Genomic DNA, 25775 nt, shown 5'->3' on the forward strand with positions numbered 1-25775 from the left:
GTCAATACCGCCCGTTTTTATCGTCGTGGTCTGGCGAACCCGCAAACGCACCCTCGTCTATCTCACCCGATTCGCGCATCTCGGACATGGTATCGACCAAATCGGTTTCGGCTCCATCGAACACGCCTGGTGAAGCTACCGGTTTTTTGCCATCTGCCGGGCGATCGGTGGCTGGCGTGACCAATTGCGCATCGCGCGCAACTGCATCGGCTTGCGCGGCGCTATCGTTCTGTTCGGAATTATGCAGTTCCGGTGCCAACTGTGCCTGTACTGCTTTGGGGTTTTCAACTGCCTGTTTTTTCATGGTTTTTCTCCTTTGAAATACCAACGCTAACAGACCGCCTAGGTTCCGCCACTTACCGGGTGGGAACCGGAGCCTCACCCGAATAGTCGTAGAAACCGCGCCCTGTTTTGCGGCCCAGCCAGCCTGCTTCAACATATTTGACCAATAAGGGCGCTGGGCGATATTTGCTGTCGCCAGTTGTGTCATACAGCACTTTGATAATTTCAAAGCAGGTGTCGAGACCGACAAAATCCGCCAGCTGCAGCGGACCCATCGGATGATTGAGCCCAAGGCGGCAACCTTTATCAATGTCGGCAGTATTAGCGGTGCTCTGGCCCAGCACAAATATGGCTTCGTTAATCATTGGCAGCAGAATACGGTTGACCACAAAACCGGGTTCATCCTGTGACAGGACCACTTGCTTGCCCAGCCCCTCGGCAAAGGCAGTGATCCGGTCGGTTGTCTCTTGGGCGGTTGCCAAGCCGGGAATGACTTCGATCAGCCCCATCACAGGGACCGGATTAAAAAAATGCAGGCCAATGAAACGCGCAGGATCGGGCGCATAATTGGCCATGCGCGTGATCGGGATGGAGCTGGTATTGCTCGCCATGATGGCACCATCGCTCAGAAATTTTCCGGCCGCCTCGAATATCGCTTTTTTGATCGGCTCTTGCTCGGTTGCCGCTTCGATAATGAGCTCCGCATCGGCCAGCGCCGCATTGTCTGCAACCGGAGTGATTCTGGCCAGATACGCGTCGGCATCAGCGATCTCGATCTTCCCGCGACCCACCAATTTACCGAACGCAGCGTCAATGCCCGACTTGGCTTTTTCTGCTACCGCCAGGTCAATATCGGATAGCAGCACCTGCATACCGTTCTGCGCAACCGTCTGGGCAATGCCCGACCCCATTTGACCCGCACCGATAATGGCGACCTGACGCATATTAAATTCCTTCGCAATTGCAGCAAAGTGCGGCTGTTAGCGAGTGGTGCGGTTTAAAGCCAGTGAGGAATATCAGCGCGTGGCACCCGGCACCCATGTCACATCAGCGGCACCATTATCATTCAGAATGCGGGCGAGTACGAACAAATAATCCGACAGGCGGTTAATATAGACAAGCGCGTTTGGATTGACCGGTTCTGCCGATGCCAATGCCGTCATTGCCCGTTCTGCACGGCGCACGCTGGCGCGGGCAATATGCATCCGCGCGGCCGCTTCGGTGCCGCCGGGCAAGACGAAGCTGGTCAAAGGTTCCAGATTTTCATTCAGCGCATCAATCGACTGTTCCAGCCATTCGCCTTGCGCGGCGACGATGCGCAGCACCATTTCCGATGGCTCAAAATCGCTACCGCCAATCTCGCCCAGCGGCGTTGCCAGATCCGCGCCGAGATCGAACAGATCATTCTGGACCCGCTCCACCGCCGCAGCATGAGCCCCGCCCTGAAGCGAGATTGCAGCCAGCCCCAGCGCGCTGTTGGCCTCATCCACCGCCCCTATCGCTTCTATCCGCGCGGCATGTTTATCGGTGCGCGAGCCGTCAACCAGTCCGGTCGAGCCATCATCGCCGGTACGCGTGTAAATCTTGTTCAGCTTCACCATTTATCCGGCCCGCGCAATAACCAGCATGATGCCGACAACAACAATCGCCAGTGCCTGATATTTAATCCGCGCGAACATCGCCTTGTTCTGTTTCAACTGCATGTCGGTCGCGTCCTGGCTCTCGCCGGTTTCCAGATCGATTTTGGTGCTTTGCATGAACGCGACAATGCCGCGGATCAGCGAGACAAGGACCATAACGCACAGGCCGATCAAAAGAATTGTAAAGAGAGTATTCATAGCGATGCCTTCAGCTATTCCGGTAAGGTGTGTCGGGACTGACAGTATAACGCCCCGCGCGCAATTCGGTGCCCAACTGCTGGCCATCCAGTCCCGATTGACGCAGATCGGCGAGTGACTGCGACCCGCGCCGCTTGGCCAATTTGCGGCCTTGCTCATCCAGAATAAGCGGATGATGGTGCCAGCGCGGCACCGGCAAATCGAGCAGAGCCTGTAACAACCGGTGGATATGCGTTGCAGCAAACAAGTCTGCCCCGCGCGTAACCAGCGTGACGCCGTCAGCGGCATCATCCAGCGTTGCCGCCAGATGATAGCTGGCAGGCTCGTCTTTTCTGACTATCACAACATCGCCGAGCGCCAGCGGATCGGCATTTTGCCGCCCTGCGAGAGCGTCGTTCCATTGCAAATCACCGGTTCGGGATATCGCTTCCCTAACATCCAGCCGCCAAACTGCCGCTGTGTCCGCTGGCAGCATTTTTCCTTTGCAGGTTCCAGGATATACCGGACCTTCTGCTCCGATCCTGGAGGCCGCCGCAGCGATGTCAGCGCGCGAGCATACACATGGGTAAAGCAATCCTGCCTCCCTGAGCGTGTGTGCTGCCGCCGTATAGGTGTCTGTCCGTTTGGACTGGGCGGCTACCTCCTCCCAGCCAAGGCCCAGCCCCGCCAGATCTTCGCGGAATGCATCGGCCAGCTCCGGCTTGCTGCGGACACCGTCAATATCCTCGATCCGTAGCAGAAAACGTCCGCCGGCATTCACCGCCAGATCATGTGCCGTGATCGCCGAAAAGGCGTGCCCCATATGAAGCATTCCATTGGGGCTGGGGGCGAAGCGAGTGACAATCAAAGCGGGCGTGGTACCTTGCGAAACGAGAATCGGCGAAAACTGCCTGTGGATTGCGGGGTTGTAACAGGGTTGACGCTGTTTGGTGCAAATGCTCCTTTGCTGTCTATCAGGAGAGGACTCAAACGTGTTCAAAGCCGAACTGATTGAAAAAGCTGCGCGGTTCAGAAGCGCCAGCCACGATGCGGACAGCAGCCTGTCCGCCTGCCCCGCGCTTGTTTTGAATGCGGATTACACGCCGCTGTCCTATTACCCGCTCAGCATCTGGCCGTGGCAGACCGCGATCAAGGCGGTGTTTCTGGACCGGGTCGATATTGTCGCCAGCTATGATCGCGAAGTGCACTCGCCCTCGCTCGATATGCAGATCCCCTCGGTTATCGCGCTGCGCCAATATGTGAAGCCCAATGAATGGCCCGCTTTCACGCGGTTCAATCTGTTTTTGCGCGATAAATTTGCCTGCCAATATTGCGGCAGCGGGGACAATCTGACGTTTGACCACGTGCTGCCGCGCCGCCTCGGCGGGAAGACCACATGGGAAAATATCGCCAGCGCCTGCGCGCCCTGCAATATGAAAAAGGGTGGCCGCACCCCCAAGCAGGCGCGGATGAAATCGGTCAGCCCGATCCGCCCGACAACATGGCAATTGCAGGAATATGGCCGCGCCTATCCGCCGGGCTATCTGCACGAGACATGGCGCGACTGGCTGTATTGGGACATTGAACTGGAGGGGTGAGGCATCCGCTTTTCTGTTAAATAGGCTGTAGGAAAGGGACACATGGGACAGTGTCCTAAAGTTAAAAAGCTGCGCCGGGTTTCGTGATGATTTGAGCGGTGAATAGGAAGGGTTGGTCGCGCATATCACTGACGTAAGATGCCAGCTCGACAACCTTGTAGGACAGCGGAAAAGCAATGGCGGCGAGCGGCCTCAATGTCTGACATTTAGCCTCGGAAATCCGCGTTCCAATAGCGGACTTTAAATTCAGGCTAGCAGCCACGCGAGCACTTCATCCATTTGGACGGCGGTCTGCGCGAAGGCGTGGCCCGCATCGTAGACGCGGGTCTGTATATTACATCCTCGTTGCCACCCGAGGTTAGTCATGGCTTCGGCGATTGCCAATTGATGAGGCACCATCCCGGCATCCATCATCTGAGTTCCGTGATCCAGCCAAAACCTGCGTCCTTCGGGCGGGCCTAACAACGAAAAGTAGTCCCGCCAAAGTTCAGGGAGCGACGGATGATCGACAAACCGCTCATCGTATATGGCCCAATTCGGCGACATTGATGCGCCAAGACCAAAGGTCTCTTGCGCTTCGACGAAAATGGCGCCTGACATTACACCGGCCATGCTGGCGCCAAAAATTGCGGTGTCCAAGCGATTGGAAGAGGTCCGATAGTTTGTGTCGATATACGGCTTCAGCTGATACTTCAGGAACTCGATGAAGGTGGTCGATGAAAGCGACGTGGCGCCAACTCGTTCAATTTCCCGTTCAACAGTCGAGCGCACCTCCGGAGATGCCCGTTCGTAGATGCATTCCGGCATGTATTGAAGGAATCGATCACTACCCAGATTGTCGATTGCGACAATGATCGTCGGTTGGATCGTGCCGGCATCCACCAGACGCGTGAGACGGCGATCCGCCTCGAAACTAATTCCGTCACTATCGCCTTCAAAGGCATACTGGCCATCCAGCAGGTATAGCGTCTTATACCGCTGCTCATTTGTGTCGTAACCTGCAGGCAGGAAAACTCTGACGCGTGGAACAACGCTATCGGCATCTGAAAACTCAGTAAGAGCCTCAATGCGTCCATGACTTCTGCCGCCAAGCGCGAGTGCCGGGGATGCAATAGTCGCTGCGGTCAATACCAAGAAAGTTCTGCGGACGATGGTCATGAGTTTTGCCCTCTTCGTTAGCACTAGAACTAGGACAGAAAAATCGCCGTGTCATCGCAAACCAGACCTTCCGCTTTCCAACCCAATTTGCAGGCGTTGTAAGACTAAGGCACAAGCACTTACATGACCTGTATTGATTTGCATGTTTTGGCTCAACTTCCGCTGACAGGTGTGGCCAAAGTAACATTCTACAAACGTGACGAAGTGACGACCGATCTGGTCTGTTGTGACGTGGTGGTCGCTGATGAGGTTTGGAGTTTTCACGAGGAACTCGTCGGCTGGGATTTGTTGCTCGATCATCTGCAAAAGCTTCCGCGCTTTCGCGCTGACTGGTTTGCGAACGTGTCGCAGCCTCCATTCGCTACAGCCGAAACTGTTGCGTTTAGCCGTTAGTAGGAAGTCCGCTCCCTACCCAAAAAACGGCCATTATGTAACCGCAGCGCGCTGCTTGAATTCTGGCTTATCCCAAGCATTCGCTTCAAGAATATCCGCCAATTCGGCAACCGTCACAGCCGCATCCTCGAACGACACATAGGCGGGCGCGAAGCCGAACCGCAGCACATCGGGATCGCGGAAGTCGCCGATAATACCGCGCGCGATCAGGGCTTGGCAAATCGCGTAGGCCTCCGGATGATAATAGGACAATTGACTGCCGCGCTGGGCGGGATCGGCGGGACTGACCGGCTCCATTTGCGGGCAGTGCTGCGCCATTGCGGCGCGGAAAAATTCGGACAGAGCGCGGGACTTTGTCACCAGCGGTTCCATCCCGATTTCCGCGATCAACTCCACTCCGCTTTCCAGCGCGGCCATTGCCAGAATTGGGGGGGTACCGGCGAGCATACGGGTCACGCCCGCAGCAGGCTCATATTCATCCAAAAAGGCGAAAGGCCGTGCGTGGCCCATCCAGCCGGTGATCGGTTGCTGGAATGTCTGGTGGTGCCGCTGCGCAACATAGGCATAGGCAGGTGCGCCGGGGCCGCCATTCAAATATTTATAGCCGCAGCCAACCGCGAAATCGGCGCCGCATGCGTTCAGATCGACAGGCACCGCGCCGCCACTATGCGACAAATCCCACAGCACCAAAGCGCCTGCATCATGCGCCGCTTTGGTCAGTGCCTCCATATCGAACATCGCGCCGGTTTTGTAATGCACATGTGTCAGCATCAGCAGCGCAACGTCTTCATCCAGAGCACCCATAATCTGGTCGCGGTGGACCAGACGCTGCTCGGCCCCGCCCTGCCCAGCGCCGCCCTTTCCAGCGCCGCCCTGTCCAGCCAGACCCTGCCCGGCGAGCCCTTGAATCATGTACAAATCCGTCGGGAAATTGCCCGGCTCGGACAGTATGACTGTGCGCCCGGTACGCATTTTCAGCGCCGCGCCAATCAGCTTGGTCAAATTGACCGAGACGCTGTCGCACGCAATCACTTCATCGGGCTGCGCACCTATCAATGGGGCGATCTTGCCCCCGATACGCTGCGGTGCGCCAATCCAGTCCGCCGTATTCCAGCTACGGATCAGCCCTTCGCCCCATTCCTGATCGACCACATCTTTCAGCCGTTCCCGAGTCCGCTTGGGCAGTGCGCCGAGCGAGTTTCCATCAAGGTACACCACGCCATCAGGCAGGTCGAACTGCTCTCTATATCCGCGCAAAGGATCAGCCGCATCGCGCGCCTTGGCCTGGTCCAAAACGCTCATACCAGCTCCCGCAAGATGGCTCTCACCGGTGAGGCATCCGCGCCCGCAATCGGCAGCGGCAGCGCAATCAATTCATACCGCCCTGCCGGTACATCGTCGAGCACCAGCCCTTCCAATATCCGCATATCGGCTGCGAGAACAGCATGATGGGCATCCATCGTCTTGGAGTCCTGCGGATCAAGCGAAGGGGTATCGATACCGACCAATGTTACACCATGCCCAGACAGACATTGGATTGTTTCGGGAGCTATCGCGGTGAAATCCGTATCCCACGCATCATGGGGAAATCTGTCGTAAGTGCGGAACAGCACCCGGTCCGCAGAATGCAAATGCGGCAAATCACCCACCTCGATCGCCGCGCCGCTACCCCGCGCATCGACCACCAGACATTCGCCGCAATAGACCGCAAGATCGGCCGCTGCGCTATCCTCGCCAGCGGGATCGTAATGCAGCGGCGCATCAGCATGGGTACCGCTATGGGTCGAGAGCGTCAGTTTGGAGACATTGACCGGCGATCCATTATCCATCGCCCAGGTTTGCTGATGCGCAAACGCCGTATCACCCGGCCATACGGGCAAATCCGCGCGCAGACGCTGAGTGATGTCCCATATCCGTCTTCCGTTCATTCCCCCACTCATATCGCCGTCCTGACCGTGAGCAGCTCCGGAAAAAACGTCTTCTTCAAAACGGCCTCCAAATAGGGAGCGCCCGCCGTGCCGCCGGTCCCTTTCTTGAACCCGATCACCCGCTCCACCGTTTTCAGATGGCCGAACCGCCAACGCTGGAAATGATATTCGAGATCGACCAGCTTTTCAGCAAGTTCATACAGATCCCAATATGTGTTGGGGTGGCGATAGACTTCTGCCCAGGCCGCTTCCACTTCGCCAGAGGCCATCCACGGGGTTTGCACATCGCGTTCAAGCACCGATGCGGGAATATCAAATCCGCGCCGCGATAGTAGGCGAACAGCTTCATCATACAGGCTGGCGCGGTCTAGTTCCTCATGTAGTTTTGCCGCCACATCGGGCGTTGCTTCATGCATCGTGACCAAATCCGGATTGCGCCCGCCCAGCAGAAACTCCATCAGGCGGTACTGCGCCGATTGAAAACCCGACGAGCTGCCAAGATGCGGGCGTACCAGCGAATAATCATGCGGAGTCATGGTGGACAGGACATCCCAGCTGGAAATCAACTGGCCTTGCGCCCGTGCGACACGCGCCAGCATTTTGAAAGCAGGGCGCAACGTGTCGGCGGCGATATGGCTGCGCGCCTCTTCCAGCTCATGCAGGCACAGTTTCAGCCATAATTCGCTGGCCTGATGCACCACAATGAACAGCATTTCATCATGCGCCTGGGAGGCGGGATTTTGTGCGGACAAGATCCGCTCCAGATCGAGATAGCCGGAATAGGTAACGCTTTTCGCCATGAGAGGCCTATACGCATAATTTGGTATTATTTGAAACTATCCCGCCGCCGAAATTATCGCCGGGCTGCGTTAGCCATCGATAATCCGCGATTCTGGATGATGCGTATCCAAATGCTTCTTCACGATACGCAGGTTTCGTGTGTTGGACCGGAACAGGAAATCAGCGGCATCACCCACAACCGGCACTGCGCCCAGCACCGCATCGAAACCGACATTGCCTGCCATGCGCCACAATTTCCATTTTGGCATGCCGAGATTTTTGGCTTCCCATACGATATATGCGCCCAGCGCAGTCGTGATGATATCGCCCAGAACCGGCACCAATCCGACGATCGAGTCAATCCCGAAGGGAATTTTTGTGCCGGGCACGCTGAAACTGCGTTCCAGCAAATTCTCCATCGCCTCGATCCGCTTGCGCACGGAGACCGGATCGCTGCCGGTTGGCATTTCGATCCCCATTGGCCGCGCTGTTCCGGTGTGGCGGGTCCGTGAATGCCGGTCTTGCGGCGGGATGATCGTGGGCCGCGGTGGCTGGGCCATATTTTTCTCCTATGGCGTTTAGATGGGGCGTAATGCCATCGGGAACAAGGGATGGAGGCCCCACCGGTTTTCCTCAAATCCCTCTACACCGCCGCGGATAAGTGACCATCGGATCGGAGCACCGATGGGAATATAGCCGTTTTCAGACAGCAGGACCCGTTCCGCATCGGTGAGCAGGGCAAGCCGCGTCGCTGGATCATCTTCGCGCAAGGCCTGCGCGACCAGGCGGTCGGCTTCGGATGAACAGATGCCGCGCGCAACGGCGCAATTGAGCTGGTTTAAGAACCAGCGAACATCGCCGTATCGGGCGAGCTGATCAACCAGCACCAGCTCGCTGCGCTGGCCGTCTTCGGCCCGGACGAGTTCGATACCGACGACGGCATAATCTGCGCTCAGCTCGCGCATCATGATATCCGAGCCTGGACCATCTGGCAGCGCAAGCGACAATCGCGGCACCGTGCCGGCATTGGCATTTTTCCAGGCTGTAACCCGCGCCCGCGCCCGCTCCTGCCGGGTTTCCAGCGACAAGTCCGCCCAGCGTTCCCCCTGTGCCACGTTGGCATCGGGCAAATTGGGCGGAATGATCCGGGTGGTCGCAATCCAGCCGCCAATGTTGAACGGTTGCAGGATCGTCTCACGGTCAATCGCCAATGCCAGAGCTTCGCGGTTTTCAGCGTCTGCCAAAAACCCGTTTCGGCTGCGGACAGCTATACCATACAGGCCGAATACGGCATCAAGCCGTACAGTGCCCGCCGACAAGGGGCCGATATCGGCGAGCGGCAGATTGCTCAGCGTCCCATTGAATACGGCATCAGTTTCGCCGTCTTCAAAAGCCTGCGTTGCAGCTTCCGCCGATTGACTGGTCACGAAAATCGCCCGCTGGGCCTCTTGCCAGCCCTCAACTGGCGGCATGCCGCTATTTTCAGGCGGCAGAACCGACAGCCGCACCCCGGTTCCGGTTTGCTCGCTCATCATCGGACCGGTGCCTGCGCCGTCGCGCAGCAAACCGAGTTCGGGCTGAGCGAGCAATTGCAGAAATTGCGGCATCGGCTTGTTGAGGCGGATCTCGATTACGCGCCCGGTCATAGCGCGGATATCGTCGATAATTGCCAGATCAAGGCCGAGCGAAGTGCCCCGCAAATTACGGATATTGCGCTGCAAGGACGCCCGAACCGTATTGGCGGTCAAAGCTCTGCCATCGCTCCAGTCGGAATTGCGCAGCCGGAAGATATAACTTAAACCGTCTTCGGTCACGATCCACCGCTCTGCGATGGCGGGAACCACTTCGCCCGTTTCATTCAGGCGGACAATACCTTCTGCCTTCGCCGCTCTGATATGCTGCCCAGCAGGTGACAGCCGGACGCCGGTTTTCGTAAGGTCGTCAGGACTGCCGATGAAGGCAATTCGCGTAACATCATCATCGGCCGCATTGTTGCAGGCGGCAGCCATCGCAGTGGCCGCGATAATGGTACAGGTCCTGAAAAACGAGGTCATCACCCGGCACTGCTAGCAGAGGCAGAGCGCAGCGTCAGCGAACAAATCAGATATTTATAACCGATAGTGGCGGCTACATTGGCGGTTAAATGGTTCTCACGCGTGAGGGATCGCTGCCATGCCCGTATCGGCTTGGTGTTCGGGTGAAGCGGGGCGATGCCATCTCGCTTTTGGTGCCGACCGGCGCGCGGGCCAGTTTGGGTTCAATCTCAGTAGCAAATGCAATGCCGAAACGGCCATCCTGGACCCAGGCCACAACCCCATCGACCCAGCCAATATTGCGCAGCTCAACGGCCAGCTTGGCGCCGCGCGTTACATCGGGACCGCCTTCTGCCATCATTCCGCCCGCCGAAAGGTTACGGACTTTCACGCGGTGCGTCCCGGAAATCCCCTCAATGTTCAGATCCGCCATCAGGAACAGGCTGTCACGCTCGATATTGCGGGTATCTACTCCGGACATTTTTGCGATCACTCCGTGATTGGCAAGGTCATACATATACGCCTTTACGGGCACGGGCAGGTCTATACCCGGAAACTGCCTAATGAAGTTTTAATGTATAATCTTTTGCATAAAAGACGTTTCAGGGGGCGGGACCTAGTCGTCGCGGGATATTTTTTCGCGCCGTTCATGCGCTTCCTGTGCCTCGACAGTCATCGTGGCGACCGGCCGGGCGATCAGCCGTTTGAGACCGATAGGGTCGCCCGTAACCGAACAGTAGCCATATTCACCTGCGTCGATCAGGCGCAGCGCCGAATCAATTTTTGATATGAGTTTACGCTGGCGGTCGCGCGTGCGCAGTTCGATGCTCCAGTCAGTTTCGCTGGAGGCGCGGTCGTTGAGGTCAGCGTCGCGGATCGGGCCATTTTGCAAAGATTGCAGCGTGGCAGAAGATGCAGAATGGATCGACCGCTTCCATTCAAGCAACAGCACGCGAAAATAATCGAGCTGCTTTTCGCTCATATATTCTTCGTCATCAGTGGGCACATAATCTGCACCCAATGCGTCCCGGACGCGCTCGAGAATGTCGATGTCTTCGGACGATATTTTGGCCATGCTGCCTTGAGGCTCCCAAATGGTTTCCGCCCTCCTGATCGGCCGCAATGTCCTGAATATGTCCAGTAACACGGTACGACCGAATTTCGCGCCTATAGGCGGCGGTTTTTCCCGATACAAGGCGCAATTGAGATTGGCCCCCGATTGTATCTCCAGCCCGTTTTTCGCACGCATGGCTACGCTTTGGCGCATAATTTTACGCGGCGCGTTAACTATTTGTTGACCACGATCGGCGAATTCTTGGGGTGTAGCGGAAACCGTCTCCGCATTCAAATGGGGGAAAGACCATGAAATTTACTACAGTCGATGCCAGCACGGCCGTCCCGGCCGATACCAAAATTGCTGACTTGCTCGTTGCCAACTGCCTTGCCGCAGCCGCGCAGGGCGACATTGGCGCTTATTATGATCTGGGCGTCGCATTCTCCACCGGAAGCCACGGCGCACCGTGCGATATGATCGAAGCGCATAAATGGTTCAATCTGGCCGCAACCAAGGGTCATGAAGAGGCCGCTTGGTGCCGCGCCGATATTTCTGACGAAATGACGGCCCGCGAAATTGCCGAAGCCCAGCGCCGCGCGCGCGAATGGCTGCGGTCCGGTGAGCGCAAAGCTGCCTGATTTTTTCCAGCTATGGTCCGTCAGGCCTTGGGTAGTCAGTGCGGCCTTTCTTGAACGGCGTCCGCCGATCAAGCACTGTCTGGTCCATCGCCACACCCCTGCGTTCGCGCTCCAGAAACTCGGCGACCGCATCGCGAAATCCGGGATCGGCAATCCAGTGCGCTGACCAGGTTTGCACCGGTTCATAACCGCGCGCCAGCTTGTGTCCCCCTTGCGCGCCCGCTTCAACGCGCGGCAAACCGCGTTCAATCGCCACATCGATGGCCTGATAATAACACAGTTCGAAATGAAGGAAGCGTTTGTCGCGGCTGCACCCCCAATAGCGGCCATAGAGCGCGGCCTTGCCAGCAAAATTAAGCGCCCCGGCAATCGGTTCGCCATTGTCCAGCGCAAGCATCAGAATGATCTGGTCACCCATCGCCCTGCCCATCATCGTGAATGCCTCGCGGGTGAGATAGGGCTGCCCCCATTTGCGCGCGCCAGTGTCTTGGTAAAACATCCAGAACGCATCCCAATGGTGCTCCTTGATATCGTCACCGATTAGATGGATGATATCCACGCCTGATTGTGCCGCAGCCCGCTCTTTGCGCACGGCCTTGCGTTTGCGTGATGCCAAAACGGCAAGAAAATCGTCAAAACTGGCGTAACCGCGGTTTTCCCAGTGGAATTGGATATCGCTGCGGCGCATCCACCCGGCCTTTTCAAACAACGGCAATTGGTCCGGTTCGACAAAAGTCGCATGCGCCGACGAAAAACCGTTTGCTTCACAGAGCTGCTCTGCCGCGCGCAGTAATGGCACCGCATAAATTGGATCGCGCATTAACAGCCGCGGGCCAGTGGCCGGTGTGAACGGCGCGGCAATTTGCAGTTTCGGGTAATATTCGCCGCCCGCACGCTGATAGGCATCGGCCCAGGCGTGATCGAAGACATATTCCCCTTGGCTGTGCCCTTTCAAGAATGCGGGCATCGCGGCAAGCAGTTCGCCGGCCTCGTTCTCGATGATGATTGGCGTGCTTTGCCAGCCCGTGCCCGGACCAACGCTGCCCGATTGCTCCAACGCGTGGAGAAATGCGTGGGAAACGAACGGGTTGCCGCCGCCGGCCAATGCATCCCACTGTTTTTGAGGCAACGCGCCGACAGATCCAGCCACTTTTGCGACCAGGCCGTTTGCGCTGGCGGCTTCACCGATCTGCGCGCCCCGTGTCACGAACGCTTCTCAAGTTCTGCGATCAACGCATCGGCATGTTTCATCGCGGTTTTGCGCAGCGCGTCGGTCTTCACAGTCCATGCCAGTACCGGCATCCCCCGTTTACGCTGGCTGGCGGCAAACCTGCTCGGTAAGTCGATCACGTTATACGCCAGAAAATCAGGTTTCGCGTGCCACAATGCGCGGTGCTGCTTGCGCGCTGAGCGCAATGCGGGATGGCCGGTTTCACGCATCACCAGCCCGCGCACCGTATGGGGCGAGTGTTGCCGAAACCAGCTTGAGACACTGGGGTCAAAGCTCATCACGGCATGCTGGCCCTGATACCCTTCCAGAGCGCGCTGGACGGCCAGACATAAGGATGCTGTGCGCCGATCAAAGGCAGATTTCAGTTCAATCAGAACCGGGACTTTCCCGCCAATCTGATCGAGTGTACGGCTAAGCTGGGGGATCGCGTCACTGCTGCCAGAGAGCATAATTGTTCCGATCGCAGCAGCATCGCGTTTGCCGATCAGACCCGTTTCATCGGTCAGGCGGTCCAGTTCCCAATCGTGAAACACAATTGCCCGCCCGTCGCGGCTGCGCTGCACGTCCAGTTCGATACCCAGGCCGCGGGCCATTGCATCAGCGAAACCCGAAGGTGAATTTTCCGGTACATTCCCTCCATGCAGACCGCGATGGGCATAATCCCATTCGGTCAGCCAGTGCACTCTGCCGGGATCAGGCGCTGGGGCGCGCCAATTATCAAGCGGGGTCCAAGGCAATGATTGCATCCACCTCTACTGCGGCGTGCAGCGGCAATACGGGCACCCCGACCGCGCTGCGCGCATGGCGGCCTTTTTCGCCGAATATGTCAAACATCAATTGCGAGGCACCATTGGCCACTTTCGGCTGATCGGCAAAATCATCTGCCGAGCATATGAACGCGCCCAGCTTGATAAGCTGTGCAACTCTGTCAAGCGGAATACCGGACCCGACCAGCTGCGCCAAGATCATCATGCCGCACGCCCGCGCGGCATCCGTGCCGCGTTCCATCGAAACGTTTTCACCCAGCTTGCCGGTCACCAGATTGCCATCAATAAACGGCAATTGGCCTGAGATATAAGCAATATTATCATGCACCACCACCGGGACATAACTGGCCACAGGCGCGGCAGCTTTGGGCAACACAATGCCCAGCCTGGTCAAACGTGCATCAATGCTCATAGATTATTCTCCGTGCAATTCTTTCAATAGCCAGGGCAGCGCCGCATCCCACTCATCGATCCGCGCATGGGCATGACCTGCTTCATGCGCGCAGTCGATATAGGGTGCAAGCATAGGCTCTCCGCACAGGTGCAGCCGTTTGACCTGCGGAACATCGAGCGAGACCGATTGATGATGCTGCGGCAGATCGTCGATGAAAATCGTGGTGCCGGGCCGGTATTCATCGACAATCCGTGCCAGAGCCGGTCCCTTGGGACCCTGGTTGGTGAATACGCGCGCATGCAGCCCATGTTTGGCGAGCTGCTCTGTCCGCATTTTCTGGCGTTCATCAGTAAGATTGGTCAGGATGACCACGTCGGCGTCCTGCGCGATGATGTTCATGCTCTCAATCGCACCTGCGATGGGGTTTTGCCGATCCATCTCCGTATCGAAGAAGCCGCCGAGCAGCCGCCAGATATCCTCTTCCGCGACGACATTGCCGCTATCGGTCCAGCGCATCGCATTGGCGAAATTGTTTCCCTCCATCTTGAACGTGACGCCTTGGCTTTCCGCCAGCCAATCGCGAAATGGCGCGACCATATGCAGCAACACTTCGTCACAGTCAGATATGAGCAGAGGCTTGGTCATCGTCGGGTCAGACTTTCATGCGCGGAAACAATATCATCGGGTTCAATATGCAAATCATCCGCCGCCTTGACCAGATCGGGTTCATGCGCGAGCAGAAATTCCAGTATAGCGACAAGGACACCCGGATCATCCAAACGCTCCCGCAAGATATCGGGAGTCAGCCCGGTCAGCGATAACAGCCTATCCGCGCGGTTCCCATCGCCCAATACCCACCCCAGCAACGCCAGCGTCAAAGTTTCTGGGCTGGCCTGATTTGAAGAGTGTTCGGGTGAAATAATTGTCAGCTTTCGATAAGGGGAATACAGCGCATCCGAATACGGCATATGCTTATGCCAAACATCGCAGGGAATACCGATGCCAATGCCAAAGAGAATACTGGTTGTCGAGGATAACGACCTCAACCGCAAATTGTTTTGCGATGTCCTGAAAGCCAAGGGATTTGAGACCGAACCTGTCGCCGATGGCGAGCTTGCCGTGAACGCAGCGCGCGCTTTTGCGCCGGATCTGGTGATTATGGATATCCAGCTGCCCAATATTTCGGGGCTGGACCTGATAAGCGCATTCAAGGCCGATCAAAGCCTGTCCGATGCGCCGATCCTGGCGGTAACGGCCTATGCGGGGAAGGGTGATGAGGAGCGTATCCGCGATGCAGGCGCAGAGGGCTATCTAAGCAAACCGGTATCCATCAATCCATTCATGTCCGCTGTGAACAAACTGCTGGGCGGCTAACCGCGATCTGGACGGTCTGGTGCGTATGTGTATCCTGCGGTGAATGCCGTGGGTGAATATCGATATGCGGCCCGGACCGCTATTTATGCGTGCACTGGTCTGTCATTGCGGCTATCGCCGGGCGATCACCGGGCCGGACCACAGTTCGGCCCTGTCATGCGGCGGGAAGCAGACAAGCCCCGCCCATCATAATTGTAGGATTGGAAATAGCCGCATGGACCGCGCTGATGTAGATACAAAAATCCGCGATTTGATCGCCCCGTTCAACAAAAAAGATGTCGAACTGACCGCGGGCACCACTTTTGCAAATGATCTTGAGTTTGATAGTCTGACAGTGATGGATTTTGTCGCCGAGATCGAAGACGCATTCGACATCATTATCACCATGAATCAGCAGGCTGATATCGAAACATACGGACAGCTTGTTGATGCCGTTACGAAAATGCAGGACTGACCATGAACGCGCAATCCGATATTGAAGCTGGCACTGCCGAAGCAGGTGATCTGTTCAGCAAGTTTGATGACATCATTGCAATGCGCGAAGGATTATTGGCCAGCGGCGTGAGCGACCCGTTCAGCCTGGTGATGGAAAAAGTGCTCTCCCCCACCCGCGCGATCTGCAACGGCAAGGATACCATTCTGCTGGGCACCTATAATTACATGGGCATGACGTTCGACCCTGATGTGATCGATGCCGGCAAACAGGCTCTGGCTGATTTCGGCACGGGCACGACCGGCAGCCGCGTTCTTAATGGGACGTATCAAGGCCATAAGGAATGCGAGGATGCGCTAAAAGAATTCTACGCGATGGATCATGCTATGGTCTTTTCGACGGGATATCTGGCGAATCTCGGCATCATCTCGACCATCGCGGGCAAAGGCGATTATATCATCCTCGATATCGACAGCCATGCCAGCATCTGGGACGGCTGCGCTATGGGCAAGGCGGAAATTGTGCCGTTCAAACATAACGATGTCGAAGCGTTGGAGAAACGCCTGAAGCGCGTCCCGGATGGCGCTGGCAAATTGGTTATCCTGGAGGGCGTCTATTCGATGCTCGGCGATGTTGCGCCGCTGAAAGAAATGGTTGAAATCGCCAAGAAATACGGCGCGATGGTGCTGGTTGATGAAGCGCACTCGATGGGTTTCATCGGCGAGAATGGCCGCGGTGTGTGCGAAGAGGCCGGGATTATTGATGAGTGCGATTTCATCATTGGAACCTTTTCCAAAAGCGTGGGCACCGTCGGCGGATTTTGTGTCTCCAACCATCCCAAATTTGAGATCATGCGGCTGGTATGCCGTCCATATGTGTTCACCGCGTCTTTGCCGCCAAGCGTGGTTGCCACTGCGGCGACCAGCATCCGCAAGCTGCACCACGGCCATAATAAGCGCGCGCATTTGTGGGAGAATTCCAAGCGGCTTCACAAGGGTCTGGCGGATCTGGGGTTTCAACTGGGTACTGCCGAACCGCAAAGCGCGATTGTCGCCGTCATTATGCCCGACTTGCACAAGGGCGCAGCGATGTGGGAGGCGCTGCTGGAGGAAGGCCTGTACGTCAACCTCGCCCGCCCCCCGGCGACACCGGCCAATATGACGCTGCTGCGCTGCTCCCTATGCGCAGAACATAGCGACGAGGAAGTCGGGACCATTCTGGATATGTTCGAACGCGCCGGAAAAATAACCGGAATTATCTGACCCTGACTGGCCATTATCCAGCAGCCGTCAGCTCTATCGCGCGGTAGCCGGTCAAGGCGCGACCTGCGATCTAACCAAAATGGTACGCCGTGCGACGGCCCGGCTCGAATAATGCGGGAAACCCATCATCAATACCCGGCACGGCATAATCCGCGCCGACAGCCTCATTGCTGGGCTGCTGCATATATGGCTGCGGATGCAGAGACGGGCGACCCGCCACTTACCGGCTGAATGCCCGCTTTCACGCCAGACAGGGGCGCCTGTATCAATCCGCCTCAATCTGGACGGCTTCTCGCTCGCATTTGTCGACGGTTTCCTTCGTACCCCCAGTAAGAAATGCGAGAGCCAGAAAACCGCCCACCACCAGAACAACGAACAGCGCAGTCACCATGCCCAGATATTGGTCAATGATCCGCTTGATCGGCGCACCAAACAGCTGAAACAGCACACCCACGGACATGAAGATGATCGAGCGCCCGGTCAAGCTGGCCCAAAAAAAGGTGACCAGATCCATCTCGATAAAGCCGGCGGTGATGGTCAGCAATTTGAACGGCACCGGGGTGGTCGCCGCGAGAATGACCGCCTCGGCGCCATATTCGCGCAAGGTGCAGGCCGCGACGGGGAAGCTCTCTTCCAGCCCCAGCATACCGATAATCCAGCCGCCGACACTGTCATACAGGCCCCATCCGATCGCATAGCCAAGCAAAGCCCCGGCAACCGATGCCGCAGTGGCAATAGCGGCAAAGCGCAATGCCTTTTTTGGTTCGGCAAGGCACATCAGGCCCAGCAACGGATGCGGGGGGATGGGGAAGAAACTCGATTCGATGAAACAGAAAAACACCAGCCACCACACGGCGCGGCGATGCGCAGCCTTGTCCATTGTCCAATCATACAGGCCGCGCAGCACATTCATCGCATGTTCCCCGATAATTCCGCCCGATTACGGCACCTGCACACCGCGTGCAATCGAATAATAATAACCTATATGGTACTTTCTTATTGACATCGTGACGCTCTTTGGTTAGAGGTACGGAACATCGCAACAGACCGATTCGAAACGGGCGGCCCTTAATTGGGTTCGCCCGTTTTGCGTTGCTGCGTCAATGTGCTGACCCACAATTGAATAAGGTACAATTATGACCAAGCCCCGCGGGTCCCGGACCAAAATCAAGCGCGCGCTAAAGACTGGTGAGAAGGATAAGCTAAACCGCCACTGGCGCGGCCTGTTTCTTGATAAGCTGGCCGAAACATCGAATGTCAGCGAAGCGGCCAAGGCTGCCGGAGTTAATCCGAGTCGCGCCTACAAAGTCCGGCGCGAAGAACAGGCCTTTGCCCGCCAATGGCACACCGCATTGGTAGAAGGATATGAGCACCTCGAGCTCGATTTGCTAGCTAGGCTTCGTTCCGGTGAAGCGAAAGAAGGCCCAAAATTCGATAATGGCGCGGCGCTACGTTTGCTCGCCCTGCACCGCGATACAATGGCGTTGGAGCACGCACAACGACGCAATCTGGACGTGATTTCTGCCCGTGCGCTCATTGATCAAAAGCTCGATGAATTGCGCCAACGTGTCTTGGCCCGGCGAGACGCGAATGGAGAGACTATTCAGTGAGCGGAACCACCGACGCACCCTATGATCCGATGGAGTTCATTGTCAGCGCAAAGCGTGAAGACATTGAAACTGCGCTCAATTCGCTGGATGAAGAAGACGCCAACCGGTTACTCAAAAATTGGGATGGTCATTTCGTAAATTTCGCCCACCCCGGACAAGTGGCTCCCAAAGGTGACTGGCGCATATGGCTGGTTATGGGCGGGCGCGGATTTGGCAAGACACGCGCCGGGGCAGAGTGGGTCTGCTCGATTGCTGAAGGCAATGCCTATGCGCGTATAGCACTTGTGGCGACGACGCTGGGCGAAGCGCGCAGCGTTATGGTGGAAGGGGAGAGCGGCGTGATTGCATGTTCTCCGCCTGACAGCACGCCGCGATTTGAACCGTCGCTTCACCGGCTGCGCTGGCCCAATGGCGCGCAGGCGTTTCTCTATTCGGCCAGCGAACCAGAAAGCCTGCGCGGGCCGCAGCACAGCCACGCCTGGTGTGACGAGATCGGCAAATGGTCACAGTCGCATCAGCGCGCGACGCGGTGCTGGGATAATCTGATGCTGGGAATGCGGCTGGGCCAAGACCAGCGCATCACCGCCACCACCACGCCGCGCAGTACCGCGTTAGTGAAACGGTTGCTGGATAGCGAAGACACTGTCGTCAGCGGCGGTGCAACGAAGGAGAACGCCGCCAATTTGCCGCCTGCTTTCCTTGGCGCAATGGACCGTGAATTTGGCGGATCAATACTGGCCCGGCAGGAACTCGGCGGTGAAATGCTGATGGATATCGAAGGCGCTTTGTGGACCAGATCGCTGCTAGAAAAATGCCGTATCTCCGGCCCTGATCTGCCGCCCGTAAGGGTGGTTGTGGCGGTTGATCCACCCGCTTGCGCGCATGGTGATGAGTGCGGAATTGTGGTTGCCGCACTGGATGAAGGCGGCAGCGGTATCGTGCTGGCCGATAGCTCGGTCAGCAAAGCCAGCCCCGAACGCTGGGCGCGCGCCGTCGCTGACACGTCAGAAGCCTGGTCTGCTGACCGCGTGGTGGCAGAGGCCAATCAAGGCGGCGCGATGGTCGCCAGCGTCTTGCGCGCGGCCAATATCAACCTGCCGGTCAAGCTGGTTCACGCCAGCCGGGGCAAGGTCGCGCGGGCAGAACCGGTTGCCGCGCTTTACGAGGCAGGCCGTGTCAAACATGCCGGGATGTTCGCCGAACTGGAGGATCAGCTGTGCGGATTGATGGCCGGCGGCACCTATGAAGGCCCCGGCCGCAGCCCCGACCGCGCCGATGCGCTGGTCTGGGCTTTAAGTGAATTGATGCTGGGCAGGACAGCGCAGCCGCGCATCGCCCAGATTTAGAAATACGCCGTCTTACTACACGCTCATTTCATTGGGGAAATCCTATGTCCTTCCTGTCCAATATCGCCTCTGCCTTCAAAGGCGGGGGCGCTGCCCGTGTGCCGCTTGCGCGCGGGTTTATCTCGCCCTGGGCGACCGCATTTGATGGCGGCAGCGCGCGTGCGCCATTTGATTACGGAAATGCTGTCCGGCGCAGCTTTGTGGAAAATCCCGTGGCGCAGCGGGCCGCGCGTATCGTCGCCGAGGGGGTCGGCAACGCGCCGGTAACGTCGGGCAACCCACATCTGCTGTCCCTGGTCAGCGCATCGAGTGCCGGGCAAAGCCTGATCGAAACGCTGGCTTTGCACGTGTTGCTGCACGGCAATGGTTTCGTCCAGATTATCAAGGACGCAGCGGGCCAGCCGGTGGAATTGTTCGCTTTGCGGCCAGAGCGGGTTGCCGTGGTGGCGGGTGAAGATGGCTGGCCCGCCGCTTACACCTACCGCCTGTCAGACCGCAGCTGCACCATCCCGCTGGAGGATGAAAATGGCTGGCCCAATATCATCCATATCAAAGGGCTGCATCCCGGTGACGACCATTACGGCGCGGGCAGTCTGGCCTGCGCGGAACAGGCCGTGGCGATCCACAATGCGGCGAGCGAATGGAATCGGGCTTTGCTCGAAAATGCGGCACGGCCATCGGGCGCGCTGGTGTTTGACGCAGGCGAAGGCAGCGCGTTGACCAGCGACCAGTTTGACCGGCTGAAATCGGAACTTGCGCATGCATATTCGGGCGGATCAAACGCCGGGCGGCCGCTGCTGCTGGAAGGCGGCCTGGATTGGAAAGCCATGTCGATGAGCCCTGCCGATATGGATTTTGCCACTCTGAAAGCAGCGGCGGCGCGCGATATCGCGCTCGCATTGGGTGTTCCGCCGATGCTACTCGGCCTGCCGGGCGACAACACATACGCCAATTACCGCGAGGCGAACCGCGCCTTGTGGAGGCTGACATTGCTGCCATTGTCGCGCAAAATCCTGAGCGGGCTGGAGCAGGGGCTGAACGCCTGGTTTGCGGATGGCAAACTGACCGTGGATCTCGACCAGATACCGGCGCTGTCCGAAGACCGCGAACGGCTGTGGTCGCAAGTGTCGGGCGCAGATTTCCTGTCGGATACCGAAAAACGCACGCTGTTGGGGCTACCGGCATTGGGGATGCCGACGCCCACCATGCCCGAAGCGCCGGCCCCGGAAGCATCGCGGTGAATTTCGCCGGATATGCCGCTCTGTTCGGTGTTCCCGATGCAGCGCAGGACATTATCGTGCCCGGTGCATTTGTGCACAGTTTGGCCAGTCGGCGCGGCGCAGTGCCCCTGTTCTGGCAGCACAAGCCCGACCAGCCGCTTGGGCTGATTACTTCCATTGCCGAGGATGCGCGCGGTTTGCGCGTTATCGGCCAGATCGACAATCCGCACGGGCGCCCAGCCGCTTTGCTGTCACAGCGCACATTGTGCGGCCTGTCCTTCGGTTACCGCGCGCGGCAATTTACCCGGCGCCCGCAAGGCAGAGTGCTGCTCGATATCGACCTGTTTGAAATCAGCCTCGTCATGCACCCGCTCCAGCATGGTGCGCGGGTGCATATGGTGTGCTGAACGCCGGACCAGTTTGTCAAAATTTCCAACCCCCAACCTGCCCACTGAAAGGTATCTTCCTGATGAATACACCTGCGCCTACCACAACCACACCCACCCCGGTCGCATCCACTCCAGACCAGCTCGAAGCCAGCTTCGACATTGTCGCGCGGCAGGACCAAACCGAAGCCGATGTCGCCGCACTGCGATCCGATGTCGACGATGTGAAGGCCCGGCTCGACAAAGTCGCCAAGGCTGCCACCCGCCCTGCCCTCGGCACCTCATCCAGCACTGCCGAAGTAAAAGGCTTTGTCGATGGATATCTGCGCCGGGGGCGCGAGACGGAAATCAAGTCACTCTCCGGCAACAGCCCATCGGATGGCAGCTATGCCGTGCCGCGTGAAATTGATGCGGTGATCGCCCGCGAATTGACCGAAATCAGCCCGATGCGCGCCATTGCCCAAGTCGTGCAAACCGGCACGGCAGGCTATCGCAAGCTCGTTTCAACCGGCGGCACCGCCAGCGGCTGGGTCAGCGAGACCGCAGCCCGTCCCGAAACGGACACGCCGCAATTTGCCGAAATCGCCCCACCCACGGGCGAACTTTACGCCAACCCTGCGGCCAGCCAGGCCATGCTGGATGATGCCGGCTTCGATCTGGAAAGCTGGCTTGCGAGCGAGATTGCGATGGAATTTGCCCGCGCGGAAGGGGCGGCCTTCATCACCGGCACCGGCAGCGACCAGCCCGAAGGCTTCCTGTCTGCGGCGACTTCCACTGCGGAGGATTCAGTCCGGCCGTTTGGATCGCTGCAATATATCGGTTCGGGCGATGATACCGGATTTGGCAGCGCGCCTGAAAGCCGCCTGATCGATCTGGTGCATACGCTGAAAGCCGGCCATCGGCAGGGGGCGAGCTTCGTCATGAACTCCGCCACCCTTGCCGAAGTCCGCAAGCTGAAAACAGATGATGGCGCGTTTTTGTGGCAGCCGGGCATGGTCGATGGGCAGCCCGATCGTCTGCTCGGCTATCCGGTGGTTGAGGCAGAGGATATGCCCGATATCAGCACCGGTGCCTATCCGATCGCCTTTGGTAATTTTCGCAGCGGCTATCTGATTGCCGAGCGGAGCGCGACGCAGATTTTGCGTGATCCGTTCACCAACAAGCCGTTTGTACATTTCTACGCAACCAAGCGTGTTGGCGGGCAAGTGCTCGATAGCGCAGCGATCAAACTGCTCAAGATCGAGCTGTAATTACCAGACCAGTTCCCGGCGGGCATGAGCCCCCTTCTCACCGCCGGACCCCGCGCCCGCGCAGCCGCATCCCTTCCCGGTGCTGGCCGCGCGGGCGCATTCATCTTTACAATCGGGAGACTGCCCATGAGACGGGTGATCCTGGCTCCGGCCGAATTGGGCGGGGCCGCCTTGAGCGAGCTCAAACAATGGCTTGCGATCCAGACCTCGCAAGAGGACGCCATGCTGATCGGTCTGCTGCGTTCAGCTGCGGATTTATGCGAAGCCTTCACCGGCACCATGCCTTTATCGGCGACGTGCGAGGAAATCATACCCGCCACGCGCAGCTGGCACCCGCTGAGCACCCGCCCGGTTCACGCCATTACCGGAGTGGAGGCCATTCCTGCAGGGCGCCCGCGCTACGCCTTGGCCGTCACTGCTTATGAGATTGATCTTGCCGCTGATGGTACCGGCCTGGTCCGGGTTCTCGCTCCGAGCACTGACGCCGCGGTCGCTGTGCGGTTGGTGGCCGGATTGGCGCCTGGCTGGGGATCGCTGCCGGACGGCATTCGCCGCGGCATAATCCGCATGGCGGCGCAGTGTTACCGTCAGCGAGACGGCGGCGATGCCGTCTCTCCGCCCGCTGCCGTATCCGCGCTGTGGCGACCCTGGCGCCGGACGCGCCTGACATGATCCGTGCGCGTGTAGCAGGCCCGTTAAGCGCGTTTGCAGACAGCCTGACGGCCAAGTCGGCACGGATTGCGACCGCTGCAACCCAGCGGCGCGGGCTTCGCGCCTCTGCGGGCACCGCGCATTGGCACAAGCCCGGCTTGCTGTGGCCTCTATTGGGCAAGGGGTAAGTACCTATGGACCATGCATTACGGGCGGCTTTGCTCACATGGCTGAATGCCTCTCCTGATCTCTCGCGCCAGCTCAACAGTATCAGCGAGGACAATGTTGCCAGCACGAGCGCGCCGTTTCTGACCATCGCCGCCAGCGCGGCGGCCGACTGGAGTACGAAAGACCGCTGCGGCCGCGAAATTCGCATCGCGGTGCAATTGTCGACCCGCGGTGATGATGCGGCGGCTGATGGCGAGCTGGTGCGTCGAATCGAAAAACGCATCAGCGATCTGCCCCGCGTCCAAAACGGTTTTGACATCATCAATACCCGTTTTCTGCGCGCCCGGACCGAGCGGCTGCCACGCAATCAACGCGCGGTCTTGCTCGAATATAGCTTCCGCCTGTTCCAAACCCCATCGGAGTGAACCGTTATGACTGCACAAAAAGGCTCTGCCTTCCTTCTTAAAATCAGTGATGGCGCACAGCCGCCTGGCTATGAAACCGTTGCCGGGCTGCGCACCACGCAAATGTCGGTAAATGGCGACACAGTTGTTGTAACGCACAAGGAATCGGGCGGCTGGCGCGACTTGTTGTCGGGCGCGGGAACGCGCTCCGTCTCGGTCAGCGCGAGCGGAATTTTTCTGGGTAGCACCGCTGAGGCACTCATCCGCAGCCACGCCTTGGCCGGAACCCTTGATGACTATGAACTATCATTCGAAGATGGCGAAAAATTGCGCGGGCGGTTCCTGGTCCAGCGGCTTGATTATTCGGGTGATTTCAATGGCGAGCGTAATTACACGATGCAGCTGGAAAGCTCCGGCGCGATCGTACCGGCATGACCGGCCCCGCCGCTGCTGCCCCGGGCACCGAGACAGGCCCAGATACTGGCACAGTTTCGGGCGCAAACACAGGCAGGGCCAATCCGCATCGCGGAGAGGCATTCCTGCGCATCGCTGGCCAGGATTACGTCCTGCGCCCCAGCTTTGGTGCGCTCGTCGCGGCCGAGGAGGAGCTCGGCCCGCTATTTGCCCTGGTTGAACGGGCGGGCGGCGGTCAGCTCGCGCTCGCTGACCTGGCCGGTCTGTTCTGGCATTGTCTGTCTGACCCGGGTCCGCTTGCCCGTGCCGATGTCGAGCAAGCCATTGTCACTCTGGGGTTAAGCGGTTGCGCGGCGCCGCTGCGAATAATTCTGGGCCAAATCCTCAGAGGCGCAGGGTGACGGGCACCTTTGGCGAAGCCGCATTGCAACTCGCCAGCCTGTCTGCACGTGCGCTCGGTTGGCGGCCGCAGGAATTCTGGAGTGCCACTCCGGTTGAACTCGCTGCGGCACTCGGCACGCCGCTCCGCTCTGCCGATACACTCACGCGTCATGATCTGAATATTTTACTGGAGCAAGATGGCAATGGACGCTGAAATTGATGAATTACTGATCGATGTACGGGCCAGCACCAGCGGTTTTGAAGCCGATATCGCAGCCATGCGAAGCAGCGTGGATACGCAGCTGGTCGATGGGTTTGCCAAAGCCGGGATGAGCCTTGAAAAAGGACTGCTATCGGCATTGCAGAAAGGCAGTCTGGGGTTTGATGATCTGAAACGTACCGCAACGCAGGTGCTCGACCAGATTGCCTCGCAGGCACTTCAGATCGGCCTGGATCAGATATTTGGTCGCGGCACTGGCCAAGGCAATGCCGGTCTGGGCGGACTGATTGGCTCTGTCGGAGCATTATTCGGTCTGCCGGGGCGCGCCACGGGCGGGCCGGTTTCGCCCGGACGGGGGTATCTGGTTGGCGAGCGCGGGCCGGAACTGTTTGTGCCGACCAGTTCGGGCCGGGTCGCGGCGAGCATGCCGCCATCCGGCGCCGCGCGCGATGTGAAAGTGGCCATCCAGATCGCAGCCCCGCGCGGGACATCCGCACCATCAGCGATGCAGCGGTCATCACGGCAGATCGCCAGCGCCATTCGCCGCAGCCTGAATTTCTGAACCGCTCAGTTACCCCACACA

Annotated in this window: 37 protein-coding genes; 18 read left to right on the plus strand and 19 right to left on the minus strand. The window is 58.4% G+C overall.

The features are described from left to right. Position 1: 1 nt before the first annotated feature. The 5 genes from WA922_RS04240 to gluQRS all read right to left on the minus strand — a co-directional run bounded on the left by WA922_RS04240 (position 2) and on the right by gluQRS (position 2967). Positions 2-304, minus strand: coding sequence for a hypothetical protein (locus WA922_RS04240; protein WP_424770433.1), 303 nt, complete (start codon positions 302-304; stop codon positions 2-4). A gap of 52 nt (positions 305-356) precedes the next feature. Further along, positions 357-1226 carry a 3-hydroxyacyl-CoA dehydrogenase family protein gene (locus WA922_RS04245; RefSeq protein ID WP_424770434.1) on the minus strand — a complete coding sequence of 290 codons (870 nt, stop codon included), beginning with the start codon at positions 1224-1226 and terminating at the stop codon, positions 357-359. A 72-nt stretch (positions 1227-1298) separates the two neighbouring features. Further along, a complete protein-coding gene (locus tag WA922_RS04250; protein WP_424770435.1) occupies positions 1299-1883 on the minus strand; it encodes a cob(I)yrinic acid a,c-diamide adenosyltransferase in 585 nt (194 codons plus the stop codon). Next, a complete protein-coding gene (locus WA922_RS04255; protein ID WP_424770436.1) occupies positions 1884-2120 on the minus strand; it encodes a hypothetical protein in 237 nt (78 codons plus the stop codon). 10 nt (positions 2121-2130) lie between these two features. Beyond that, positions 2131-2967, minus strand: a complete 837-nt coding sequence (gene gluQRS / locus WA922_RS04260; protein ID WP_424770437.1) for a tRNA glutamyl-Q(34) synthetase GluQRS — start codon at positions 2965-2967, stop codon at positions 2131-2133. Between the two features lie 124 nt (positions 2968-3091). Between gluQRS and WA922_RS04265 the strand changes: the two genes are divergently transcribed. After that, on the plus strand, positions 3092-3697 hold the full coding sequence (locus WA922_RS04265) for an HNH endonuclease (protein WP_424770438.1): 606 nt from the start codon (positions 3092-3094) through the stop codon (positions 3695-3697). A 246-nt stretch (positions 3698-3943) separates the two neighbouring features. On the opposite strand, the gene WA922_RS04270 is transcribed toward WA922_RS04265, so the two are convergent. Next, a complete protein-coding gene (locus WA922_RS04270; RefSeq protein ID WP_424770439.1) occupies positions 3944-4855 on the minus strand; it encodes an alpha/beta hydrolase in 912 nt (303 codons plus the stop codon). 147 nt (positions 4856-5002) lie between these two features. Here WA922_RS04270 and WA922_RS04275 point away from each other — a divergent pair, with 147 nt between their 5' ends. Then, a complete protein-coding gene (locus WA922_RS04275) occupies positions 5003-5248 on the plus strand; it encodes a hypothetical protein (RefSeq protein ID WP_424770440.1) in 246 nt (81 codons plus the stop codon). Between the two features lie 33 nt (positions 5249-5281). On the opposite strand, the gene kynU is transcribed toward WA922_RS04275, so the two are convergent. From kynU to dksA, 7 genes are all read right to left on the minus strand, one after another. Then, the gene (kynU, locus tag WA922_RS04280; protein ID WP_424770441.1) at positions 5282-6550 is read right to left on the minus strand and encodes a kynureninase; all 1269 of its coding nucleotides are present in this window, start codon (positions 6548-6550) and stop codon (positions 5282-5284) included. Then, entirely contained in the window at positions 6547-7176 is a 630-nt protein-coding gene (gene kynB, locus WA922_RS04285) for an arylformamidase (protein ID WP_424770442.1), read from the minus strand. The genes kynU and kynB overlap by 4 nt, the downstream gene beginning before the upstream one ends. An 8-nt stretch (positions 7177-7184) precedes the next feature. Then, on the minus strand, positions 7185-7976 hold the full coding sequence (locus tag WA922_RS04290; RefSeq protein WP_424770443.1) for a tryptophan 2,3-dioxygenase: 792 nt from the start codon (positions 7974-7976) through the stop codon (positions 7185-7187). Positions 7977-8045: 69 nt separating this feature from the next. Beyond that, entirely contained in the window at positions 8046-8435 is a 390-nt protein-coding gene (locus WA922_RS04295; protein ID WP_424770710.1) for a DUF4112 domain-containing protein, read from the minus strand. A gap of 99 nt (positions 8436-8534) precedes the next feature. Then, positions 8535-10010 carry an ABC transporter substrate-binding protein gene (locus tag WA922_RS04300; protein WP_424770444.1) on the minus strand — a complete coding sequence of 492 codons (1476 nt, stop codon included), beginning with the start codon at positions 10008-10010 and terminating at the stop codon, positions 8535-8537. Positions 10011-10095: 85 nt separating this feature from the next. Then, positions 10096-10524, minus strand: a complete 429-nt coding sequence (locus tag WA922_RS04305) for a PilZ domain-containing protein (RefSeq protein WP_424770445.1) — start codon at positions 10522-10524, stop codon at positions 10096-10098. 81 nt (positions 10525-10605) lie between these two features. Beyond that, complete coding sequence (gene dksA / locus WA922_RS04310) at positions 10606-11064, minus strand: RNA polymerase-binding protein DksA (RefSeq protein ID WP_424770446.1); 459 nt, start codon at positions 11062-11064, stop codon at positions 10606-10608. 287 nt (positions 11065-11351) lie between these two features. Here dksA and WA922_RS04315 point away from each other — a divergent pair, with 287 nt between their 5' ends. Next, entirely contained in the window at positions 11352-11681 is a 330-nt protein-coding gene (locus WA922_RS04315) for a hypothetical protein (protein WP_424770447.1), read from the plus strand. A 10-nt stretch (positions 11682-11691) separates the two neighbouring features. Here WA922_RS04315 and WA922_RS04320 read toward each other — a convergent pair whose 3' ends face one another. Genes WA922_RS04320 through WA922_RS04340 form a run of 5 tightly spaced genes read right to left on the minus strand, consistent with a single transcriptional unit; the run spans position 11692 to position 15041 of the window. After that, positions 11692-12888 (minus strand): GNAT family N-acetyltransferase, encoded by a 1197-nt coding sequence (locus tag WA922_RS04320; protein ID WP_424770448.1) that lies wholly within the window; start codon positions 12886-12888, stop codon positions 11692-11694. Continuing rightward, positions 12885-13658, minus strand: coding sequence for a glycerophosphodiester phosphodiesterase family protein (locus tag WA922_RS04325; RefSeq protein ID WP_424770449.1), 774 nt, complete (start codon positions 13656-13658; stop codon positions 12885-12887). The genes WA922_RS04320 and WA922_RS04325 overlap by 4 nt, the downstream gene beginning before the upstream one ends. Next, positions 13630-14091 carry a RidA family protein gene (locus WA922_RS04330; protein ID WP_424770450.1) on the minus strand — a complete coding sequence of 154 codons (462 nt, stop codon included), beginning with the start codon at positions 14089-14091 and terminating at the stop codon, positions 13630-13632. The genes WA922_RS04325 and WA922_RS04330 overlap by 29 nt, the downstream gene beginning before the upstream one ends. A gap of 3 nt (positions 14092-14094) precedes the next feature. After that, a complete protein-coding gene (locus WA922_RS04335; RefSeq protein WP_424770451.1) occupies positions 14095-14718 on the minus strand; it encodes an HAD family hydrolase in 624 nt (207 codons plus the stop codon). After that, positions 14715-15041 carry a DUF3572 domain-containing protein gene (locus WA922_RS04340; RefSeq protein ID WP_424770452.1) on the minus strand — a complete coding sequence of 109 codons (327 nt, stop codon included), beginning with the start codon at positions 15039-15041 and terminating at the stop codon, positions 14715-14717. The genes WA922_RS04335 and WA922_RS04340 overlap by 4 nt, the downstream gene beginning before the upstream one ends. Positions 15042-15078: 37 nt before the next feature. On the opposite strand from WA922_RS04340, the gene WA922_RS04345 reads away from it, so the two are divergent. The 3 genes from WA922_RS04345 (at position 15079) to spt (ending at position 17142) form a co-directional block, all read left to right on the plus strand. After that, positions 15079-15447: a response regulator gene (locus tag WA922_RS04345; RefSeq protein ID WP_424770453.1), complete on the plus strand. Its 369-nt coding sequence runs from the start codon at positions 15079-15081 to the stop codon at positions 15445-15447. A gap of 214 nt (positions 15448-15661) precedes the next feature. Further along, positions 15662-15901: an acyl carrier protein gene (locus WA922_RS04350; protein ID WP_424770454.1), complete on the plus strand. Its 240-nt coding sequence runs from the start codon at positions 15662-15664 to the stop codon at positions 15899-15901. Between the two features lie 2 nt (positions 15902-15903). Further along, positions 15904-17142: a serine palmitoyltransferase gene (spt, locus tag WA922_RS04355; RefSeq protein WP_424770455.1), complete on the plus strand. Its 1239-nt coding sequence runs from the start codon at positions 15904-15906 to the stop codon at positions 17140-17142. 265 nt (positions 17143-17407) lie between these two features. On the opposite strand, the gene WA922_RS04360 is transcribed toward spt, so the two are convergent. Beyond that, positions 17408-18049, minus strand: a complete 642-nt coding sequence (locus tag WA922_RS04360) for a YqaA family protein (RefSeq protein WP_424770711.1) — start codon at positions 18047-18049, stop codon at positions 17408-17410. Between the two features lie 229 nt (positions 18050-18278). Here WA922_RS04360 and WA922_RS04365 point away from each other — a divergent pair, with 229 nt between their 5' ends. The 12 genes from WA922_RS04365 (at position 18279) to WA922_RS04420 (ending at position 25754) form a co-directional block, all read left to right on the plus strand. Then, positions 18279-18752 carry a hypothetical protein gene (locus tag WA922_RS04365; protein WP_424770456.1) on the plus strand — a complete coding sequence of 158 codons (474 nt, stop codon included), beginning with the start codon at positions 18279-18281 and terminating at the stop codon, positions 18750-18752. Positions 18753-18781: 29 nt separating this feature from the next. Next, positions 18782-20098: a DNA-packaging protein gene (locus WA922_RS04370; RefSeq protein ID WP_424770712.1), complete on the plus strand. Its 1317-nt coding sequence runs from the start codon at positions 18782-18784 to the stop codon at positions 20096-20098. Between the two features lie 44 nt (positions 20099-20142). Beyond that, positions 20143-21339 carry a phage portal protein gene (locus WA922_RS04375; protein WP_424770457.1) on the plus strand — a complete coding sequence of 399 codons (1197 nt, stop codon included), beginning with the start codon at positions 20143-20145 and terminating at the stop codon, positions 21337-21339. Then, complete coding sequence (locus WA922_RS04380) at positions 21336-21725, plus strand: HK97 family phage prohead protease (protein ID WP_424770458.1); 390 nt, start codon at positions 21336-21338, stop codon at positions 21723-21725. Before WA922_RS04375 ends, WA922_RS04380 begins: the two co-directional genes overlap by 4 nt. 62 nt (positions 21726-21787) lie before the next feature. Further along, entirely contained in the window at positions 21788-22954 is a 1167-nt protein-coding gene (locus WA922_RS04385) for a phage major capsid protein (protein ID WP_424770459.1), read from the plus strand. 126 nt (positions 22955-23080) lie between these two features. Next, the gene (locus tag WA922_RS04390) at positions 23081-23626 is read left to right on the plus strand and encodes a head-tail connector protein (protein WP_424770460.1); all 546 of its coding nucleotides are present in this window, start codon (positions 23081-23083) and stop codon (positions 23624-23626) included. Next, positions 23623-23793: a hypothetical protein gene (locus WA922_RS04395; RefSeq protein ID WP_424770461.1), complete on the plus strand. Its 171-nt coding sequence runs from the start codon at positions 23623-23625 to the stop codon at positions 23791-23793. Before WA922_RS04390 ends, WA922_RS04395 begins: the two co-directional genes overlap by 4 nt. Positions 23794-23799: 6 nt before the next feature. After that, positions 23800-24198, plus strand: coding sequence for a tail completion protein gp17 (gene gp17 / locus WA922_RS04400; protein WP_424770462.1), 399 nt, complete (start codon positions 23800-23802; stop codon positions 24196-24198). Between the two features lie 6 nt (positions 24199-24204). Further along, entirely contained in the window at positions 24205-24612 is a 408-nt protein-coding gene (locus WA922_RS04405) for a phage major tail protein, TP901-1 family (RefSeq protein WP_424770463.1), read from the plus strand. After that, entirely contained in the window at positions 24609-24992 is a 384-nt protein-coding gene (locus tag WA922_RS04410; RefSeq protein ID WP_424770464.1) for a gene transfer agent family protein, read from the plus strand. Before WA922_RS04405 ends, WA922_RS04410 begins: the two co-directional genes overlap by 4 nt. Then, a complete protein-coding gene (locus WA922_RS04415; protein WP_424770465.1) occupies positions 24989-25186 on the plus strand; it encodes a phage tail assembly chaperone in 198 nt (65 codons plus the stop codon). The genes WA922_RS04410 and WA922_RS04415 overlap by 4 nt, the downstream gene beginning before the upstream one ends. Continuing rightward, entirely contained in the window at positions 25176-25754 is a 579-nt protein-coding gene (locus tag WA922_RS04420; protein ID WP_424770466.1) for a tail tape measure protein, read from the plus strand. The genes WA922_RS04415 and WA922_RS04420 overlap by 11 nt, the downstream gene beginning before the upstream one ends. The last annotated feature ends 21 nt before the right edge of the window (positions 25755-25775 follow it).

Source organism: Pontixanthobacter sp. (assembly GCF_049682855.1).
Lineage (GTDB): Bacteria > Pseudomonadota > Alphaproteobacteria > Sphingomonadales > Sphingomonadaceae > Pontixanthobacter.

Excerpts from the sequence above, each read along its gene's own strand:
- WA922_RS04300 (WP_424770444.1), bottom strand. The coding sequence starts at position 10,010 with ATGACCTCGTTTTTCAGGACCTGTACCATTATCGCGGCCACTGCGATG.
- WA922_RS04345 (WP_424770453.1), top strand. The coding sequence starts at position 15,079 with ATGCCAAAGAGAATACTGGTTGTCGAGGATAACGACCTCAACCGCAAA.
- spt (WP_424770455.1), top strand. The coding sequence starts at position 15,904 with ATGAACGCGCAATCCGATATTGAAGCTGGCACTGCCGAAGCAGGTGAT.
- WA922_RS04370 (WP_424770712.1), top strand. The coding sequence starts at position 18,782 with ATGGAGTTCATTGTCAGCGCAAAGCGTGAAGACATTGAAACTGCGCTC.
- WA922_RS04405 (WP_424770463.1), top strand. The coding sequence starts at position 24,205 with ATGACTGCACAAAAAGGCTCTGCCTTCCTTCTTAAAATCAGTGATGGC.
- WA922_RS04350 (WP_424770454.1), top strand. The coding sequence starts at position 15,662 with ATGGACCGCGCTGATGTAGATACAAAAATCCGCGATTTGATCGCCCCG.
- WA922_RS04325 (WP_424770449.1), bottom strand. The coding sequence starts at position 13,658 with ATGCAATCATTGCCTTGGACCCCGCTTGATAATTGGCGCGCCCCAGCG.
- WA922_RS04335 (WP_424770451.1), bottom strand. The coding sequence starts at position 14,718 with ATGACCAAGCCTCTGCTCATATCTGACTGTGACGAAGTGTTGCTGCAT.
- WA922_RS04270 (WP_424770439.1), bottom strand. The coding sequence starts at position 4,855 with ATGACCATCGTCCGCAGAACTTTCTTGGTATTGACCGCAGCGACTATT.
- kynU (WP_424770441.1), bottom strand. The coding sequence starts at position 6,550 with ATGAGCGTTTTGGACCAGGCCAAGGCGCGCGATGCGGCTGATCCTTTG.
- WA922_RS04290 (WP_424770443.1), bottom strand. The coding sequence starts at position 7,976 with ATGGCGAAAAGCGTTACCTATTCCGGCTATCTCGATCTGGAGCGGATC.
- WA922_RS04340 (WP_424770452.1), bottom strand. The coding sequence starts at position 15,041 with ATGCCGTATTCGGATGCGCTGTATTCCCCTTATCGAAAGCTGACAATT.
- WA922_RS04315 (WP_424770447.1), top strand. The coding sequence starts at position 11,352 with ATGAAATTTACTACAGTCGATGCCAGCACGGCCGTCCCGGCCGATACC.
- gp17 (WP_424770462.1), top strand. The coding sequence starts at position 23,800 with ATGGACCATGCATTACGGGCGGCTTTGCTCACATGGCTGAATGCCTCT.
- WA922_RS04365 (WP_424770456.1), top strand. The coding sequence starts at position 18,279 with ATGACCAAGCCCCGCGGGTCCCGGACCAAAATCAAGCGCGCGCTAAAG.
- WA922_RS04395 (WP_424770461.1), top strand. The coding sequence starts at position 23,623 with ATGATCCGTGCGCGTGTAGCAGGCCCGTTAAGCGCGTTTGCAGACAGC.
- dksA (WP_424770446.1), bottom strand. The coding sequence starts at position 11,064 with ATGGCCAAAATATCGTCCGAAGACATCGACATTCTCGAGCGCGTCCGG.
- WA922_RS04420 (WP_424770466.1), top strand. The coding sequence starts at position 25,176 with ATGGACGCTGAAATTGATGAATTACTGATCGATGTACGGGCCAGCACC.
- WA922_RS04250 (WP_424770435.1), bottom strand. The coding sequence starts at position 1,883 with ATGGTGAAGCTGAACAAGATTTACACGCGTACCGGCGATGATGGCTCG.
- WA922_RS04255 (WP_424770436.1), bottom strand. The coding sequence starts at position 2,120 with ATGAATACTCTCTTTACAATTCTTTTGATCGGCCTGTGCGTTATGGTC.
- WA922_RS04330 (WP_424770450.1), bottom strand. The coding sequence starts at position 14,091 with ATGAGCATTGATGCACGTTTGACCAGGCTGGGCATTGTGTTGCCCAAA.
- WA922_RS04375 (WP_424770457.1), top strand. The coding sequence starts at position 20,143 with ATGTCCTTCCTGTCCAATATCGCCTCTGCCTTCAAAGGCGGGGGCGCT.
- WA922_RS04390 (WP_424770460.1), top strand. The coding sequence starts at position 23,081 with ATGAGACGGGTGATCCTGGCTCCGGCCGAATTGGGCGGGGCCGCCTTG.
- WA922_RS04410 (WP_424770464.1), top strand. The coding sequence starts at position 24,609 with ATGACCGGCCCCGCCGCTGCTGCCCCGGGCACCGAGACAGGCCCAGAT.
- WA922_RS04240 (WP_424770433.1), bottom strand. The coding sequence starts at position 304 with ATGAAAAAACAGGCAGTTGAAAACCCCAAAGCAGTACAGGCACAGTTG.
- kynB (WP_424770442.1), bottom strand. The coding sequence starts at position 7,176 with ATGAACGGAAGACGGATATGGGACATCACTCAGCGTCTGCGCGCGGAT.
- WA922_RS04295 (WP_424770710.1), bottom strand. The coding sequence starts at position 8,435 with ATGGGGATCGAAATGCCAACCGGCAGCGATCCGGTCTCCGTGCGCAAG.
- WA922_RS04385 (WP_424770459.1), top strand. The coding sequence starts at position 21,788 with ATGAATACACCTGCGCCTACCACAACCACACCCACCCCGGTCGCATCC.
- WA922_RS04245 (WP_424770434.1), bottom strand. The coding sequence starts at position 1,226 with ATGCGTCAGGTCGCCATTATCGGTGCGGGTCAAATGGGGTCGGGCATT.